The sequence below is a fragment of the Paucibacter sp. M5-1 genome (assembly GCF_027498415.2).
Taxonomy (GTDB): domain Bacteria; phylum Pseudomonadota; class Gammaproteobacteria; order Burkholderiales; family Burkholderiaceae_C; genus Roseateles_E.
In genome coordinates this window covers 4,130,910-4,147,342 of the sequence record NZ_JAPZLM020000001.1, presented here as the reverse complement: position 1 = coordinate 4,147,342, position 16,433 = coordinate 4,130,910, and the positions used below count along the sequence as shown (strand labels likewise).

At 66.3% G+C, this 16,433-nt stretch carries 15 protein-coding genes; 5 read left to right on the top strand and 10 right to left on the bottom strand.

The window, feature by feature from the left end; genetic code table 11:
* The first annotated feature begins 6 nt into the window (after window positions 1-6).
* A complete protein-coding gene (locus O5M90_RS19610; RefSeq protein WP_137942807.1) occupies window positions 7-975 on the top strand; it encodes an AEC family transporter in 969 nt (322 codons plus the stop codon).
* Between the two features lie 33 nt (window positions 976-1,008).
* Window positions 1,009-3,414, top strand: a complete 2,406-nt coding sequence (locus tag O5M90_RS19605; protein WP_269840054.1) for an alpha/beta hydrolase family protein — start codon at window positions 1,009-1,011, stop codon at window positions 3,412-3,414.
* Here the strand turns inward: O5M90_RS19605 and O5M90_RS19600 are convergent, their stop codons facing one another.
* Both O5M90_RS19600 and hemE read right to left on the bottom strand, forming a co-directional pair.
* Entirely contained in the window at window positions 3,415-5,502 is a 2,088-nt protein-coding gene (locus tag O5M90_RS19600) for a primosomal protein N' (protein WP_269840053.1), read from the bottom strand. It abuts the gene before it with no gap.
* 299 nt (window positions 5,503-5,801) lie between these two features.
* Window positions 5,802-6,887 carry a uroporphyrinogen decarboxylase gene (gene hemE, locus O5M90_RS19595; RefSeq protein WP_440402278.1) on the bottom strand — a complete coding sequence of 362 codons (1,086 nt, stop codon included), beginning with the start codon at window positions 6,885-6,887 and terminating at the stop codon, window positions 5,802-5,804.
* Window positions 6,888-6,973: 86 nt separating this feature from the next.
* On the opposite strand from hemE, the gene O5M90_RS19590 reads away from it, so the two are divergent.
* From O5M90_RS19590 to O5M90_RS19580, 3 genes are read left to right on the top strand one after another with little or no spacing between them, the layout of a single operon-like run.
* A complete protein-coding gene (locus O5M90_RS19590; protein ID WP_171018242.1) occupies window positions 6,974-7,588 on the top strand; it encodes a LemA family protein in 615 nt (204 codons plus the stop codon).
* 6 nt (window positions 7,589-7,594) lie between these two features.
* The gene (locus O5M90_RS19585) at window positions 7,595-8,491 is read left to right on the top strand and encodes a TPM domain-containing protein (RefSeq protein WP_269840052.1); all 897 of its coding nucleotides are present in this window, start codon (window positions 7,595-7,597) and stop codon (window positions 8,489-8,491) included.
* Window positions 8,491-9,012 (top strand): TPM domain-containing protein, encoded by a 522-nt coding sequence (locus O5M90_RS19580; RefSeq protein ID WP_269840051.1) that lies wholly within the window; start codon window positions 8,491-8,493, stop codon window positions 9,010-9,012. The genes O5M90_RS19585 and O5M90_RS19580 overlap by 1 nt, the downstream gene beginning before the upstream one ends.
* A 7-nt stretch (window positions 9,013-9,019) precedes the next feature.
* Here O5M90_RS19580 and O5M90_RS19575 read toward each other — a convergent pair whose 3' ends face one another.
* The 8 genes from O5M90_RS19575 to atpA form a co-directional block, all read right to left on the bottom strand.
* The gene (locus O5M90_RS19575; protein ID WP_269840050.1) at window positions 9,020-9,889 is read right to left on the bottom strand and encodes a D-hexose-6-phosphate mutarotase; all 870 of its coding nucleotides are present in this window, start codon (window positions 9,887-9,889) and stop codon (window positions 9,020-9,022) included.
* A gap of 57 nt (window positions 9,890-9,946) precedes the next feature.
* Window positions 9,947-10,615, bottom strand: a complete 669-nt coding sequence (locus O5M90_RS19570) for a DUF799 domain-containing protein (protein WP_440402276.1) — start codon at window positions 10,613-10,615, stop codon at window positions 9,947-9,949.
* 25 nt (window positions 10,616-10,640) lie between these two features.
* Complete coding sequence (locus O5M90_RS19565) at window positions 10,641-11,024, bottom strand: DUF4810 domain-containing protein (RefSeq protein ID WP_269840048.1); 384 nt, start codon at window positions 11,022-11,024, stop codon at window positions 10,641-10,643.
* 10 nt (window positions 11,025-11,034) lie between these two features.
* Window positions 11,035-11,715: a CsgG/HfaB family protein gene (locus tag O5M90_RS19560; RefSeq protein ID WP_269840047.1), complete on the bottom strand. Its 681-nt coding sequence runs from the start codon at window positions 11,713-11,715 to the stop codon at window positions 11,035-11,037.
* A gap of 169 nt (window positions 11,716-11,884) precedes the next feature.
* Complete coding sequence (locus O5M90_RS19555) at window positions 11,885-12,298, bottom strand: F0F1 ATP synthase subunit epsilon (RefSeq protein WP_137942800.1); 414 nt, start codon at window positions 12,296-12,298, stop codon at window positions 11,885-11,887.
* A gap of 84 nt (window positions 12,299-12,382) precedes the next feature.
* Window positions 12,383-13,795, bottom strand: a complete 1,413-nt coding sequence (gene atpD, locus O5M90_RS19550) for a F0F1 ATP synthase subunit beta (protein WP_137942799.1) — start codon at window positions 13,793-13,795, stop codon at window positions 12,383-12,385.
* Window positions 13,796-13,839: 44 nt separating this feature from the next.
* The gene (gene atpG, locus O5M90_RS19545) at window positions 13,840-14,712 is read right to left on the bottom strand and encodes a F0F1 ATP synthase subunit gamma (RefSeq protein WP_137942798.1); all 873 of its coding nucleotides are present in this window, start codon (window positions 14,710-14,712) and stop codon (window positions 13,840-13,842) included.
* 62 nt (window positions 14,713-14,774) lie between these two features.
* Window positions 14,775-16,334 (bottom strand): F0F1 ATP synthase subunit alpha, encoded by a 1,560-nt coding sequence (gene atpA / locus O5M90_RS19540; RefSeq protein ID WP_137942797.1) that lies wholly within the window; start codon window positions 16,332-16,334, stop codon window positions 14,775-14,777.
* Window positions 16,335-16,433 lie beyond the last annotated feature (99 nt).

Below are 16,433 nucleotides of genomic sequence, written 5' to 3'. Positions count from 1 at the left end.
GCCCCCATGCAAGCGATTCTGGCCGTCACCCTGCCCTTCTTCGCGCTGGTGCTGTGCGGCTATCTGGCGGCGCAGCGCGGCGTGCTGGCCGAGAGCGCAATCCCGGGGCTCAACGGCTTTGTGCTGTTCTTCGCGCTGCCCTGCATGCTGTTCCGCTTCGGCATGAACACGCCGGTGCTGGAACTGCTGAACCCGGGCGTGCTGGGCGTCTATCTGGTCGCGGCGCTGCTGATCGTCGCATTCACGATCGCGGTGACCCTGTCGGCGCGGGTGCAGCTGAAGGACGCGGCCTTCGGCGCGCTGGTGGCGGCCTTCCCCAACACCGGCTTCATGGGCGTGCCGCTGCTGGTGGCGCTGCTGGGCCCGGCCGCGGCCGGGCCGGTGATCTGCACCGTGCTGGCCGATCTCTTCGTCACCAGCTCGCTGTGCATCGCGCTGGCGCGCGCCCACGATGCCGGCGCCGGCAATGCCAAGCGCGCCGCACTGCAGGCCTTGCGCGGCGCGCTGTCGAATCCGCTGCCCTGGGCCATCGCGCTGGGCGCGGTGGCCTCGGCCACCGCGCTGCGCCTGCCGGGTCCGGTCGACAGCGTCGTCAAGATGCTGGCCGATGCGGCAACGCCGGTGGCCCTGTTCACGATAGGCGCGGTGCTGTGGCGCGCCGGGCAGCATGCCCACACGCGCACGCCGGTGGCGCTGTTCCTGCCGGTGGCGCTGATCAAGCTGATCGTCCATCCGGCCCTGGTGTTCGCGTTGGGCGCGGCCGCCCATGCGCTGGGCGTCGGCCCGACGCCCTTCCAGCTGCTGGTGCTGACCCTGGCCGCCGCCCTGCCCAGCGCCAGCAATGTCTCGCTGCTGGCCGAGCGCTACGGCGCCGACAACGGCCGCGTGGCCCGCATCATCCTGGCCTCGACCAGCCTGGCCTTCGTCAGCTTCACCGCGCTGGCCTGGCTGCTCGGTGCCCGACCGGCGGCCTGATATCGTTGCGCGCTGTCTGATTGCACGAACCCCATGCTCCTGCGCCACGCCCTGCTTCTGCTGCTCTGTGTTGCCCTGGGCGAACCACTCCAGGCGCTGGCCAACGGCTATCGCCAGCCCTCGACCGCGATCCGCGAGCTGCTGGACGCGCCGGCGCCGCCGCGCCTGCTGCCCTCGCCCGACAAGCAGACCCTGGCCCTGCTGGAACTCAAGCGCTTCAACAGCCTGGCCGAGCTGGCCCGCCCGGGGTTGCGCCTGGCCGGCCTTCGCTTCGACGCGGCCAGCGGCACGCCGCAGCCGCTGGCCACCGTGCGGCGCCTGCGCCTGCGCAGCCTGCTGCAGCCGGATGCGCCGGAGCGCGCCGTCGAGCTGCCCGGCGAGGGCTTTCACAGCTTCAGCTGGGCGCCGGACGGCCAGCGCTTCGTGCTGGAGCGGCGCGTCGACCTGGGCAATGAGCTGTGGATGGGCGAGACCGCCAGCGGCGAGCTGCGCCAGATTCCCTTTGTGCGCCTGAGCAATGCGCTGGGCCAGGGCGAGCAGGCCTGGCTGAACCCGCGCGAGCTGGTCGTGCTGACGATACCCAAGCGGCGCGGCGCGGCGCCGCGCGCCCAGCCCAGCCCGGTGGTGCAGGAGCATCAGGGCCGCGCCTCGCCCGAGCGCAGCTATCCAGATCTGCTGCAGTCGCCGCATGACGAGGCCTTGTTCGAGCACCATGCGCGCTCGCAGCTGACCCTGGTCAATCTGGCCAGCGCGCAGTCCCGCGATATCGGCGAGCCAGGCCTGTTCGCCTATGTCAGCAGCGTCGGCGAGGGCCAGTACCTGCTGACCGAGCGCCTGGTGCGCCCCTTCAGCTACCGCCTGACCTGGGATGATTTTCCGCAGGTGATCGAGCTGCGCCAGCGCGACGGCCGGGTGCTGCGCGAGCTTGCCAAGCTGCCGCTGAAGGCCGGCGTCGCGATCGACGGCGTGCTGCCCGGCCCGCGCATCTTCTACCCCTCGCCGACCAAGGATGCGGCGGTCTACTGGGTCGAGGCGCTGGACGGCGGCAACCCGAACAGCCGGGTGGCCTTCCGCGACCGGGTGATGCGACTGGACCCGCCCTATGACGGCGAGCCCATCGAGGTGCAGCGCATGCCGCAGCGCTTCACGCGGCTGCGCTTTCTCGACGATGGCCAGCACGCGCTGCTGACCGAGACCGACCGCCTGCGCGCCTGGACCCGCACGTATCTGCTGCCGCTCAACGGCAGCCAGAGCAAGCCGCTGTTCGAGCACTCGCTGCGCGAACGCTACCGCCACCCCGGCGCGCCGCTGATGCGCACGCTGGTCAATGGCCACAGCGTGATCCAGAGCACGCGCGAGGGCGAGATCTTCCTGATCGGCCAGGGCGCCAACCCGCGCGGCGAGCGCCCCTTCCTGGACCGGCTGTCGATCAAGGACCTGAGCGTGCAGCGCCTGTTCCAGTCGGCCGACAGCGCCTACGAGATGCCGCTGGCGACGCTGGACGACAAGCGCCTGCTGCTGCAGCGCGAGAGCCCGGTCGAGCCGCCGAATCTGTACCTGCGCGAACTGGGCAATGGTGGCGCGACGGCGCAGGCGCTGACACGCATCAAGGACCCGAGCCCGCAGCTGCGCCGGGTCAAGCGCGAGCTGGTCAGCTTCAAGCGCGCCGATGGTGTCGAGCTTTCGTTCTGGCTGCATCTGCCACCCGACTACAAGGAGGGCGAGCGCCGGCCCACGCTGGTCTGGGCCTATCCGCTGGAGTTCAACGACGCCGCGCTGGCCGGCCAGCTGGCCGGCGCGCCGAGCCGCTATGCGACGTTCGCCGGCATCAGCCCGCAGCTGCTGGCGCTGGACGGCTTTGTCGTGCTGCACGACGCGACCATGCCGGTGGTCGGCGATGCGCGCACGATGAATGATGGCTTCATCGAGCAGATCACGATGAATGCCCGCGCCATCATCGACAAGGCCGAGGAGCTGGGTGTGGCCGACACCCGCCGCATGGCGATCGGCGGCCACAGCTACGGCGCCTTCATGGCCGCCAATCTGCTGGCCCACACCAAGCTCTTCAAGGCCGGCATCGCGCGCAGCGGCGCCTACAACCGCACGCTGACGCCGTTCGGCTTCCAGAGCGAACGCCGCTCGCTGTGGGACGCCCGCGAAACCTATCTGAAGCTCTCGCCCTTTCTCTATGCCAACCAGATCAAGGAGCCGCTGCTGCTGATACACGGCGAGGAAGACAGCAACTCCGGCACCTATCCGATGCAAAGCGAGCGCCTCTACCAGGCCCTGGCCGGCCTGGGCGGCACGGTGCGTTATGTGTCGCTGCCACACGAGGGCCATGGCTACACGGCGCGCGAGTCGGTCGGCCAGGTGCAGTGGGAAATGAGCCAGTGGCTCAAGACCCATCTGGGTGATCCACGCGGGGGCGACAAGCCCTGATCAGATCGCCAGCGGATCCACATCCACCGCCCAGCGCAGCAATCCCTTGTGCTCGCGCTTGAGCATCTGCAATTCGGGCATCCATAGCCACAGCAAGCGCTGCAGCGCGCCGCGGGTCGGCGATTCGACCAGCATCTGCAGGCGCTCGATATTGGCCACCCGGGCCACGCTCATCGGCACCGGCGGGTAGATCAGCAGGCCGCTGGCCTCGGGCAGGGCCTGGGCCCATTGGGCGGCGGCGCTCAGAAAGTCCCGCGCGGCCTCCACCGTGCGGCCCTCGGCGCGCAGCAGCGCCAGGTGTGAATAAGGCGGCAGGCCGGCGCTCTCGCGCTCGGCCAGCTGGCTCTGGGCAAAGGCCTCGAAGTCATGGCGCTCCAGCGCCTTGTAGAGCGCATGTTGCGGATGCCAGGTCTGCACCCACATCTCGCTGCGCGCGGCCTGTTCGGCATCGCGCCCGGCCCGGCCGGCGGCCTGCATCAGCAGCGCGAACAATCGCTCGGGCGCGCGGAAGTCGCTGCTGAACAAGGCGCCGTCCGGGTTGACCACCGCCACCAGCGTGATGCGGCGGAAGTCATGGCCCTTGGTGATCATCTGGGTGCCGACCAGGATGTCGACCTCGCCGGCATGCACGGCGCCTAGCTGGGCCTCCAGCGCACCCTTGTGCTTGGTCGAATCGGCATCGATACGGGCAACGCGGGCGCCCGGCAGTGCCTCGGCCAGTTGTTCCTCCAGCCGCTCGGTGCCGCGACCCAGCGGCGCGATGTCCTGGTTGCCGCAGTCGGGGCAGGCATGGGGCACGCGCTCGGTGAAGCCGCAGTGGTGGCAGCGCAGCGTGCGGTCGCCCTTGTGGAACACGCGGTAGGCGCTGCAGTGCGGGCACTCGCTCTTCCAGCCGCACTCGGTGCAGTGCAGCACCGGCGCATAGCCGCGCCGGTTCAGGAACACCAGGCTCTGCTCGCCACGCTCCAGCCGGCCGCGCAGCGCGGCGATCAGCGGCGCGGTCAGCGCGGTCATCACGCCCTTGTTGCGCGGCAGGCTGTTCATGTCGAAGAGGCGCACCCGCGGCAGCGCCCCGCCGCCGATGCGCTCGGGCAGGGCCAGGCGCTGGTAGCGGCCGCTATTGGCGTGCTGCCAGCTCTCCAGCGACGGTGTCGCCGAGCCGAGAATGACCGGCACCTTTTCGAGCCGGGCGCGGTAGACGGCCAGGTCGCGCGCCGAATAGCGGGCGCCATCCTGCTGCTTGTACGAGGGGTCGTGCTCCTCATCGACCGCGATCAGGCCCAGGCGGGGCATCGAGGCGAACACCGCCAGCCGTGTGCCCAGCACCAGCTCGGCTTGGCCCAGGTGGGCGGCCAGCCAGTTGCGCAGGCGCTGGGCCGGCGTCAGGGCACTGTGCAGCGAGACGATGACACGGCCGGCAAAGCGCTCGGCAAAGCGAGCCTCCAGCTGGGGCGTCAGATTGATCTCGGGCACCAGCACCAGCACCTGGCGGCCGGCGGCGAGCGCATGCTCGGCAGCACGCAGATAGACCTCGGTCTTGCCGCTGCCGGTGACGCCATAGAGCAGCACCGGCGACGGCACCGTCTCGGCACGGGCCGCCATCAAGGCATCGATCTTCTCCAGCACCTCGGCCTGGGCCGAGCTCAGCTGCGGCCTGGGCGTGGCGGGCTCGGGGCTGGCGGCCTGGGCCGCGGTCCATTTGTCGAGCTTCTTCAGCCGCGCCTGGAGCTGCTGGCCGTCAAGCTCGCGCAGCTGCGGCGGCAGCACCGACAAGGCCACCTCGCCGGCACTGCGCTGGTAGTAGCTGGCGGCGAAATCCACCAGCGCGCACCAGCTCGGCAGCAGCGGCGGCAGGCCGTCAAGCACGGCGCTGATCGGTCGCAGCTGGGATTCATCCAGCTGCTCGGCGGCCGGGTCAGGGGTGCCGGGCCAGACCATGCCGGTCAGCTCGCGCCGCCCCAGCGGTACCTGCACCAGCGTGCCTGGTGTGAGCGCGCGCTCGCTCAGATAGTCCAGCGGCCCGGTGATGCCGCTGTGCTGGGGGGCGTCGACCACCACGCGCACGCGCTGCTGCCCGGCCTCGCTCATTCCCGCCTCAAGATCGAATCGGGCTGAGGAACAGGCTCTAAATCCATGATTTCAATACGTTTTCCACGGAAGCATGTTTTCTGTGGATAACTTTGTGGGAAATTTATTAACAGCCCGGTCGCCGTCGCCGGACGGCGCCCGGTAGCTCTGCAAAATGCATTCCCCCTCAAATCAGTGAAAGCCCAATGAATCAATGACTTAGAAGACTCTCGGGAAAACACTGAGCTGCGCCGCAGCATGGCAAATGCGAAGTTTTCGCGTTGCGAAAAATGGGGATAAGTCAAAAGCGGAGTGCTTGCTCACCCACCGCGCCGCTGCCGCAAAAGCCGTGAATAGGCATGCACCTCGTCGACCAGGGCCGTCACCGATTCCGGCGGGGTGTGCTGGCTGATGCCGTGGCCCAGATTGAAGATATGGCCGCTGTCCGGGCCGGGGGCGCCAAAGCTGTCGAGCACCGCCCTGACCTGCTCGCGCACCGCGTCGGGCGGGGCGAACAGCACGTTCGGATCGAGATTGCCCTGCAGCGCGACTTTGTGGCCGAGCTGGGCGCGGGCGCGGCCCAGATTGACCGTCCAGTCCAGGCCGACCACATCGGCGCCGGCATCGGCGATCTCGTCCAGCCACAGACCGCCGCCCTTGGTGAACAGGATGCGCGGGATGCGCTGGCCTTCGTGTTCGGTCTTGAGCTGGGCCAGCACGCGCCTCGAGTAGTCCAGCGAAAAGCGCTGGAACATGCCGTCGGCCAGCACGCCGCCCCAGGAGTCGAACAGCATCACCGCCTGCGCACCGGCCTCGATCTGCGCGTTCAGGTAGGCGGCCACTGCGTCGGCATTGACCTGCAGGATGCGGTGCATCAGATCCGGGCGCGCATACATCAGGCTCTTGACCTGGCGGTAGTCGTCCGAGCCGCCGCCCTCGACCATATAGCAGGCCAGGGTCCAGGGGCTGCCGGAGAAGCCGATCAGCGGCACGCGGCCGTTCAGCGCCTTTCGGATCGAGCTCACCGCATCGAAGACATAGCGCAGCTTGTTCATGTCCGGCACTTCGAGCGCGGCCACGGCCGCCTCGTCGCGCACGACCTTCTCGAACTTCGGCCCCTCGCCAATCGCAAACGACAGGCCCAGGCCCATCGCATCGGGCACGGTCAGGATGTCGCTGAACAGGATGGCCGCGTCGAGCGGGTAGCGCTCCAGCGGCTGCAGGGTCACCTCCGTCGCATAGTCGCGGTTGGTGGCCAGACCCATGAAGCTGCCGGCCGTGGCCCGCGTCGCACGGTACTCGGGCAGGTAGCGGCCGGCCTGGCGCATCAGCCAGACGGGAGTGTGCTCGGTGGGCTGGCGCAGGCAGGCGCGCAGAAAGCTGTCGTTTTGCAGGGGGGCGCTCATCGCGACATTATCCGCTGCGATACTGGCTTGATTCGCGCCCGGACATCACCATCTACCCGGCGGACCGTTCCACAAGGAGGTGTTTCATGAATTGGATCAAACGCAGCGGCCTCGCCGCCCTGGTCTTGGCATCGACGCTGGGCTTGTCGGGCTGCGGCTACAACGAGTTCCAACGCCTGGACGAGCAGGTCAAGGCCCAGTGGTCCGAGGTGCTGAGCCAGTACCAGCGCCGCGCCGACCTGATTCCGAACATCGTCAACACCGTCAAGGGCGAGGCCAATTTCGAGCAGGAGACGCTGACCAAGGTGGTCGAGGCGCGCGCCAAGGCCACCAGCATCCAGGTCACGCCCGAGCTGGCCAACAACCCCGAGGCGCTGAAGAAGTGGCAGGCCGCCCAGGGCGAGCTCTCCAGCGCGCTGTCGCGCCTGCTGGTCGTGACCGAGAACTACCCCAATCTGAAGGCCAACCAGGGCTTCCAGGATCTGCGCGTGCAGCTCGAAGGCACCGAGAACCGCATCACGGTGGCACGCAACCGCTATATCAAGTCGGTGGCCGACTACAACGTGCATGCCCGCAGCTTCCCGAACAACCTGACCGCGATGGTGTTCGGCTACGACACCAAGCCCAACTTCACGGTCGAGAACGAGGCCGCGATCCAGACCGCGCCGGCGGTCAGCTTCGACAAGCCCGCGTCCAAGTAGGCGGACATGCGCGGCCCGATTGCCCTGATCCTGGGGCTGTTCCTCGCACTGAGCCTGCCGGCCTCGGCGCAGGAGGAGCAGCCGGTGCCGGTGCTCAGTGCGCGGGTGATCGACCGCACCGCCACGCTCAGCGAGCCCCAGCGCGCGGCGCTGGAGGCCAAGCTGGCGACCTTCGAGGCCGAGTCAGGGCCGCAGATCGTCGTGCTGATCACGGCGACCACGCTGCCCGAGGACATCGCCGCCTATGCGCAGCGCGTGGCCGACAGCTGGAAGATAGGTCGGCGCGAGGTCGGTGACGGCGTGCTGATCCTGGTGGCCAAGGAGGATCGCAAGATCCGCATCGAAGTGGCCAAGGCGCTGGAGGGCGCGGTGCCCGATCTGGCGGCGCGGCAGATCATCCAGAACGCGATCACGCCGGCTTTCAAGAAGGGCGACTATGCGGGCGGCCTGAACCAGGCCGTGGACCAGTTGCAGGCCCGCATACGCGGCGAGAACCTGCCGGCTCCGCGGCAAGGCTCCGCAGGCAGCGGCGCCAGCGGCTTCGACTTCGAGGAACTGGCGGCGGTGTTCTTCATCGGCGTGCCGGTGCTGGGCGCGCTGCTGACCGGCATCTTCGGCCGCAAGCTCGGCAGCGTCGCGACCGGCGGCGCGGCCGGTGCACTGGGCTGGTTCTTCAGCACCAGCATCATCGTCGCCGGCCTGGCCGGCGTCGCGGCCCTGGTGCTGGTGGGCGTGCTTGGCATCGGCGCGGCCCGCCGCGGCGGGCGCAGCGGAGGGCTGGGCGGCGGCCCCATCATCTGGGGCGGCGGCGGTGGCGGCGGCTGGGGCGGAGGTGACGGCGGCGGCTTCTCGTCCGGCGGCGGGGGCGATTTTGGAGGCGGTGGCGCCTCGGGAGACTGGTGATGCCGACGCTGACCAAGAACCGCCTGCTGCGGTTGCTGCAACACCGCTGGACCGATGAGTCCGATCTGAAGCGCGCCCTGCCCGGCGACGCGGTGTCGCATCTGGAGCAGAAGGTGCGCGACAGCGAGGGCCACCACAGCGGCGAGATCTGCGTCTGCGTGGAGGCCGGGCTGCCGCTGTCCTATCTGTGGAAGGGCCTGCGCGCCCGCGACCGCGCCCTGACCCTGTTCGGCAAGCTGCGGGTCTGGGACACCGAGGCCAATAACGGCGTGCTGATCTATCTGCTGCTGGCCGATCACGCGATCGAGATCGTCGCCGACCGCGGGCTCAATGCCAGGGTGTCGGTGGACGAGTGGGCCACGGTGATCGAAGGGCTGCGCGCCGATCTGCGCGCCGGCCGCTTCGAGCCGGGCCTGATCGCGGCGGTCGATGCGGTCGACCGCCTGCTGCGCCAGCACTATCCGCTGGCCGAGGGTCAGAAAAACCCGAACGAGTTGCCGGACGCGGTGGTGCTGCTCTGAGTGAGCGCTAGAGCAGGGTCAGGCTTTGCATGCCGGCCCAGCCCTCGCCGGGAGCCAGCGTGATCGGATGCTCGATGGCCGCCGCCTCGATGCACAGCATCTGCCGCCAGCCCTCGGCCGGCATATCGGCCAGCGCCGCGCACTTCTCGGCGCCGGGGTTCCAGAGCACCGCGTCCTCGAAGCCCTGCTGGCGGATCAGCAGCTCGCGCTTGTCGGCGCCGCGCTGCTCGATCAGGGTCAGGTCTTGCTTGACCTGGTGATAGATGCGGTCGAGATCCTGCGCACCGGGGCTGCCGGGCAGCAGCAGGTCGACACGCTGGCTCTTCTCGACGTTCTCGACCGAGTCCCAGTAATGCAGGCCCGACAGGCCCTGAACGCTGCTTTCATTCAGATCCTGAACGCGCAGATAGCTATGCAGCGCACCGGTAAAGCTGAAGGCCGTGTCGCCACGGTTCTCGCAGGCGAGTTCGATCTCCAGGCTGCGACCGGCCACGCGCACGCTCAGCTCGGCCTCGAAGGCATGGGGCCAGAACATGCGCGAGGCAGCGTCATCGGCCAGACGCAAGACCGCCAGCGCGTCATCCTCGCCCTGCTCGGCCGACACCAGCTGCCAGGGCTTGTTGCGCGCGAAACCATGCTTTTGCAGCGGACCGCGCGCGGCGAACTGCGGAAAACACACCGGCACGCCGCCGCGTATCGCCTGGCCGGTGGCGAAGACCGACTTCGGCGACAGGTACAGCTGCTCGTCGGCGCCGGCCGGCACCCAGGAGACGATATGGGCGCCGTGCAGCAGCAGCGTGGCGCGGGCGCCGTCGGGAGCGAGCAGCTCCAGGGCCTCCAGCCCTTGGTAGTGAGTAGGAACTATGCGTGTATTCATGACAGAAAAGAAAAACCCACCGGCAAGCCGGTGGGTCGTAGCGCCTGGAGCCGAATCTTAGTTCTTCGCAGCAGCAGGCGCGCGCGGACCGTGCAAAAGTCCGTTGGGTGTGCCTGCTGTCAACAAGCGCTGGCCGGCGATGGCGGCAACCCCATGGCTGCGTTCGGTCAGGTTGTTGGCCACCTGGTCGATCACCGCTTTCACCAGCATCCCTACCAAACCACCTTGATTGCTGTTGTTCTGCTCAGCTGTGGAAGCCACGGCCTTGCCATCCCACAGTTGCTGTCCCGTCTTGAGACTGACGAGCTTCGCCTCCACTTCAACCGTTGCATCGCTGGACACGACCTTGTAGACCGAGCCATAGCGCTTGACGACGACGTAAAGGGCCGCATCGGCGCCAAAGATCTGGCGCAGTTTGGCCGGCTCGATAGATTGGGCTTCGGCCGGGTTGACCACGCCATTCGCACGCAGCGTTTCGTCAACAAGTGATACGGGCAACACGTAGTAGCCCGACTCGGCCAGTGGCTGCGTCAACTGTGAATAGACACTGTAAGTAGCGGCAACATCCGGCGAGTCGTTCAGTGGCGGCAAGATCAGCAGCGAGGCCGGCTTTGCCTCCTTGAGCGCAGTGTAGTCATAAGGCTTTGTCTGGGTGGCGCAAGCAGTCAGCGCGGCCAGACCCACCACGGCCAGCAGGCGGCGCAGCAACTCGTAGGTTTTTTTCATGATCAATCTCCCAGTTTTCTTTGGCTCAGCTCTTGGAGGCAGGCTTGGCGTCAGCGTTGCCGCTCTTGAGCAGGAAGTCGACATAGGCCGCCGACTCGGGGAACAAGGCACGCTCAGCCTCCAGATGCGCACGGGCCGCTTGATCGTTGCCGACCTTGCTGTACAGCAGTGCCAGGTGACCGTGCAGACCCGGTGGCGAAGCTTCGCCGGCAGCCTTGTTCTTCAGCAGTTGCGCTTCGAGTGCGGTGATCTGCTCGCCAGCATTGGCACCACCACTCTTGAAGTGCTCATAGAGGCGCGATTGGTAGCCGTTCCACTGGTAAAGCGGTTTTTGAGGTGCGGCACATGCGACAAGCGAGACGATCAGAGCAAGAGATCCCAGGCGCGACACGAGGTGATAGAGAGTCATATGCGGCTCCTCACCGTTGAGTGCGCAGGGCACCGGCATCGACACCAGCCACCAGAGCGGTGACGGCTTCCTTGATGGCCAAGTCCAGCACCTTGCCATTCAAGGTCGAGTCGTAGCTGGCGGTCCCGCCAAAGCCCACGACCTCCCGAGTGGACAGGGTGTATTCACCTGCCCCTTGGACGGAGAACGTCACTTCTGAGGTCTGGCTGTTGACCACATTCAAGGTCACCTTGGCATAAGCAACCTGAGATTTGCCGCGACCCAAGAGCCCGAACAATTGCTGATCACCGACCTCTTTGCGACCGAATTCGGTCACGGCACCCGTGACGAGATAATCCGCACCCTTGATGTTCAAAGCGCCCGCCTTGAATTGGGCTTCCTGCTTGGCCTCTTCAAGGTTGTCTCGGTCCAGCACATTGAAGCGTTGGCTCTGCTGAAGGTGGGCGATCAGGATGGACTTGGATTGCGAACCGAGACGATCCAGCCCGTCAGAGAACATGCCGCGCATGAAACTGGACCGGTTGTCAAACTTGCCAACAGCGATGGGCGAGCGCGCACCCTGCGTGACCGGCGCAACGGCGGCAGGCTTGGGCACCTCGATCGTCCGTGATTGCTCGGTTGCGGCGCATCCAAACAATGCCGACACCGCCAGCGCCAAACCGGCCCGCTGGGCCAAGACAGAAACTTGCATAGAACTCCCTCAACAGTCTTTATTCCCTGCCCGATGGATTCGGGTGGGTATGTAACTGTAATGTTTCGGCGAGGGAGCTTTTTCACGATCACCAAAGAGCAACGGCAGGAGTGCGACTTCTCGCACATCCTGCCGTTGCAGAGCAGAGTGCCCACCAGGGGCCTGCCGTTTACTTCTTGCGGAACTTCCGCAGCGCAGCGATCTGGGCGGCCATCGCGGCGAACTCGCTTTGCGCGGCGGCGAAGTCGATATCGCTCTTGGCGTTCTTCATCGCTTCCTCGGCCAGCTTCTTGGCTTCCGAGGCCTTGGCTTCGTCCAGGTCCTTGCCGCGGATCGCGGTGTCGGCCAGCACGGTGACCGTGCCGGGCTGCACTTCCAGAATGCCGCCAGCCACGAAGACAAACTCTTCGCCGCCATCGGACTTCTCGATGCGCACCGCACCGGGCTTGATACGGGTGATCAGCGGCGTGTGCTGGGGCAGGATGCCCAGCTCACCGCCTTCGCCCGGCAGCGCGACGAACTTGGCCTCGCCCGAGAAGATCAGCTCTTCGGCGGAAACCACATCAACGTGGATAGTTGCCATCTCAATCTTCCTTAGCGTTAAGAAACTTCGGTAACGGATCAGCGGCGCACGGCCCCGTCGAGCCGCGTGCCGCTGGTATCGCAATTACTGCAGCTTCTTCGCCTTCTCGAAGGCTTCGTCGATGGTGCCGACCATGTAGAAGGCCTGCTCGGGCAGGTGATCGCACTCGCCGGCCACGATCATCTTGAAGCCGCGGATGGTTTCCTTCAGCGGCACGTACTTGCCGGGCGAGCCGGTGAACACTTCGGCCACATGGAAAGGCTGCGACAGGAAGCGCTGGATCTTGCGGGCGCGGGCCACGGTCAGCTTGTCTTCCGGAGCCAGTTCGTCCATACCCAGGATGGCGATGATGTCGCGCAGTTCCTTGTAGCGCTGCAGGATGCCCTGCACCGCACGGGTCGTGTTGTAGTGCTCTTCGCCGATCACGTTCGGGTCGATCTGACGCGAGGTCGAGTCCAGCGGGTCCACGGCGGGGTAGATACCCAGCGAGGCGATGTCACGCGACAGCACGACGGTGGCGTCCAGGTGGGCGAAGGTCGTGGCCGGCGAGGGGTCGGTCAAGTCATCCGCAGGGACGTAGACGGCCTGGATCGAGGTGATCGAGCCGACCTTGGTCGACGTGATCCGCTCTTGCAGACGGCCCATTTCCTCGGCCAACGTCGGCTGGTAGCCCACAGCGGAAGGCATACGGCCCAGCAGCGCGGACACTTCGGTACCGGCCAGCGTGTAGCGGTAGATGTTGTCCACGAAGAACAGCACGTCGCGGCCTTCGTCACGGAAGGACTCGGCGATGGTCAGACCGGTCAGGGCCACGCGCAGACGGTTGCCCGGAGGCTCGTTCATCTGGCCGTAGACCATCGCGACCTTGGAGTCTTCGAGCTTCTCGAGGTTCACGACGCCCGAATCGGCCATCTCGTGATAGAAGTCGTTGCCCTCGCGGGTACGCTCGCCGACACCCGCGAACACCGACAGACCCGAGTGAGCCTTGGCGATGTTGTTGATCAGCTCCATCATGTTGACGGTCTTGCCGACGCCGGCGCCGCCGAACAGACCCACCTTGCCGCCCTTGGCGAACGGGCAGATCAGGTCGATCACCTTGATGCCGGTTTCCAGCAGGTCTTGCGACGGGCTCAGCTCGTCGTAGGCCGGGGCCGTGCGGTGGATCGACGCGGTCAGCGCCTGGTCGACAGGGCCGCGCTCGTCGATGGGCGCGCCCAGCACGTCCATGATGCGACCCAGCGTCGCCTTGCCCACCGGCACCTTGATGTTGTCGCCGGTGTTGTAGACCTGGGTGCCGCGGCGCAGGCCGTCCGACGAGCCCAGCGCGATGGTGCGCACGATACCGTCGCCCAGCTGCTGCTGGACTTCCAGAGTCAGGGCGGAACCTTCCATCTTCAGCGCGTCATAGATCTTCGGCATCTGGTTGCGCGGGAATTCCACGTCCACCACGGCGCCGATGCACTGAACGATCTTGCCCACTGATTGAGTGTTAGCCATTTTTTCGTTCCTTCAATTCCAAAAACTATTGCGTAGCCTGCTTGTCAGCCCACGGCGGCAGCGCCACTGACGATTTCCGACAGTTCCTTGGTGATCGCAGCCTGGCGGGTCTTGTTGTAGACCAGCTTCAGCTCACCGATCAGGGTGCCTGCGTTGTCAGTCGCGGCCTTCATGGCCACCATGCGTGCCGACTGCTCGGACGCCATGTTTTCGGCCACAGCCTGGTAGACCAGGGCCTCGGTGTAGCGCAGCAGCAGCTCGTCGATCACGGTCGCGGCATCGGGCTCGTAGATGTAGTCCCACGAGTGCGTGCCACCATCGGTCTTCATGCCTTCGGTCGTCAGCGGCAGCAGCTGGTGCACCACCGGCTCCTGCTTCATCGTGTTGATGAAGCGGGTGTAGCAGAGGTAGACGGCGGACAGCTTGCCTTCGGCATAAGCGTCCAGCAGCACCTTGACCGGGCCGATCATCTTCTCGATGTGCGGCTGGTCGCCCAGTTGCGTGACCTGCGAGACCACCTTGGCGCCGATCCGGTTCATGAAGGACAGGCCCTTGTTGCCGATGGCAACGACCTCGGCCTTCTGGCCGGCCGTCTCCAGCTCCTTGAGCTTGGCCGTGGCCGCGCGCAAGAGGTTGGTGTTCAGACCGCCGCACAAGCCCTTGTCCGTGGTCACGACGACGAAGCCAGCCGATTTGGCCTGCTCGTTCTTGACCAGGAAGGGGTGCTTGTACTCGGGGTTGGCCGTGGCGAGATTGGCGGCGATATTGCCGATCTTCTCGCTGTAGGGACGAGCCGAGCGCATCCGCTCCTGCGCCTTGCGCATCTTGGAAGCGGCGACCATTTCCATGGCCTTGGTGATCTTCTTGGTGTTCTCGACCGACTTGATCTTGCCGCGAATTTCCTTGCTTGATGCCATGATTTCTCCTGTCTAGGGCCGGGCCGTGCCGAATTGCTTCAATACGCGCCCGGTCATGGTCATTAGGCGAAGGACTTCTTGAACGCGGTGATCGCGGCGTTCAGTTCGGCTTCGGACTTGCCTTCCTTGTCGAAGGCCTGGTCGGCTTCGAGCTTGGCCAGCAGAGCGGCATGGCTGGTCTTCAGGAACTGGTGCAGGCCGTGTTCGAAGGCCAGGACCTTCTTGACGTCCAGGCTGTCCATGAAGCCCTTGTTCACCGCGTACAGCGTCGCGGCCATCAGGCTGATCGGCAGCGGCGAGTACTGGGCCTGCTTCAGCAGCTCGGTCACGCGGGCACCGCGGTCCAGCTGCTTGCGGGTCGACTCGTCCAGATCGGAAGCGAACTGCGCGAACGCGGCCAGCTCACGGTACTGCGCCAGGTCGGTACGGATACCGCCGGACAGGCCCTTGATCAGCTTGGTCTGGGCCGCACCACCGACGCGCGACACCGAGATACCGGCGTTGATCGCGGGGCGGATACCGGCGTTGAACAGGCTGGTTTCCAGGAAGATCTGACCGTCGGTGATCGAGATCACATTGGTCGGCACGAAAGCGGACACGTCGCCGGCCTGCGTTTCGATGATGGGCAGTGCCGTCAGCGAACCGGTCTTGCCCTTGACTTCACCCTTGGTGAAGGCTTCGACATAGTCAGCGTTCACGCGAGCGGCGCGCTCCAGCAGGCGGCTGTGCAGATAGAACACATCGCCCGGGTAGGCTTCGCGGCCCGGCGGACGGCGCAGCAGCAGCGAGACCTGGCGGTAGGCGACGGCTTGCTTGGACAGGTCGTCATAGATGATCAGCGCGTCTTGGCCGCGGTCGCGGAAGTACTCGCCCATCGTGCAGCCCGAGTAGGCCGACACATACTGCATCGCGGCCGAGTCGGAGGCCGAGGCGGCCACGACGATGGTGTACTCCATCGCGCCGGCCTGCTCCAGAGCGCGCACCACGTTCTTGATCGACGAAGCCTTCTGGCCGATCGCAACGTAGACGCAGGTCATGTTCTGACCCTTCTGGTTGATGATGGCGTCGATGGCCACGGCGGTCTTGCCGGTCTGGCGGTCGCCGATGATCAGCTCGCGCTGGCCACGGCCGACGGGCACCATCGAGTCGATCGACTTCAGGCCGGTCTGCACCGGCTGGTCGACCGACTTGCGGGCGATCACGCCCGGGGCAACCTTCTCGATCACGTCGGTCATCTTGGCGTTGATCGGGCCCTTGCCGTCGATAGGCTGGCCCAGCGCGTTGACGACGCGGCCGATCAGCTCGGGGCCGACCGGCACTTCCAGAATGCGGCCCGTGCACTTGACGGTATCGCCTTCGGAGATGTGCTCGTAGGCGCCCAGAATCACGGCGCCGACGGAGTCGCGCTCGAGGTTCAGGGCCAGGCCGAACGAGGGCTGACCGTTGGCGTCGGCCGGGAACTCCAGCATTTCGCCTTGCATCACGTCGGACAGACCATGGATGCGGCAGATGCCGTCGGACACGGACACCACGGTGCCCTGGTTACGGACGTCCGTCGATGCACCGAGACCCTCGATACGGGACTTGATGAGTTCGGAAATTTCAGCAGGATTCAGTTGCATTGCTTGCTCCCATCTGCTCGGCCCTTCCGCGCGCTGCACAAGGCAGTGTCACGGCCGGGCTAAGGGGGTGATTCGGTCTCGGTGTCGTCGCGCTTGATT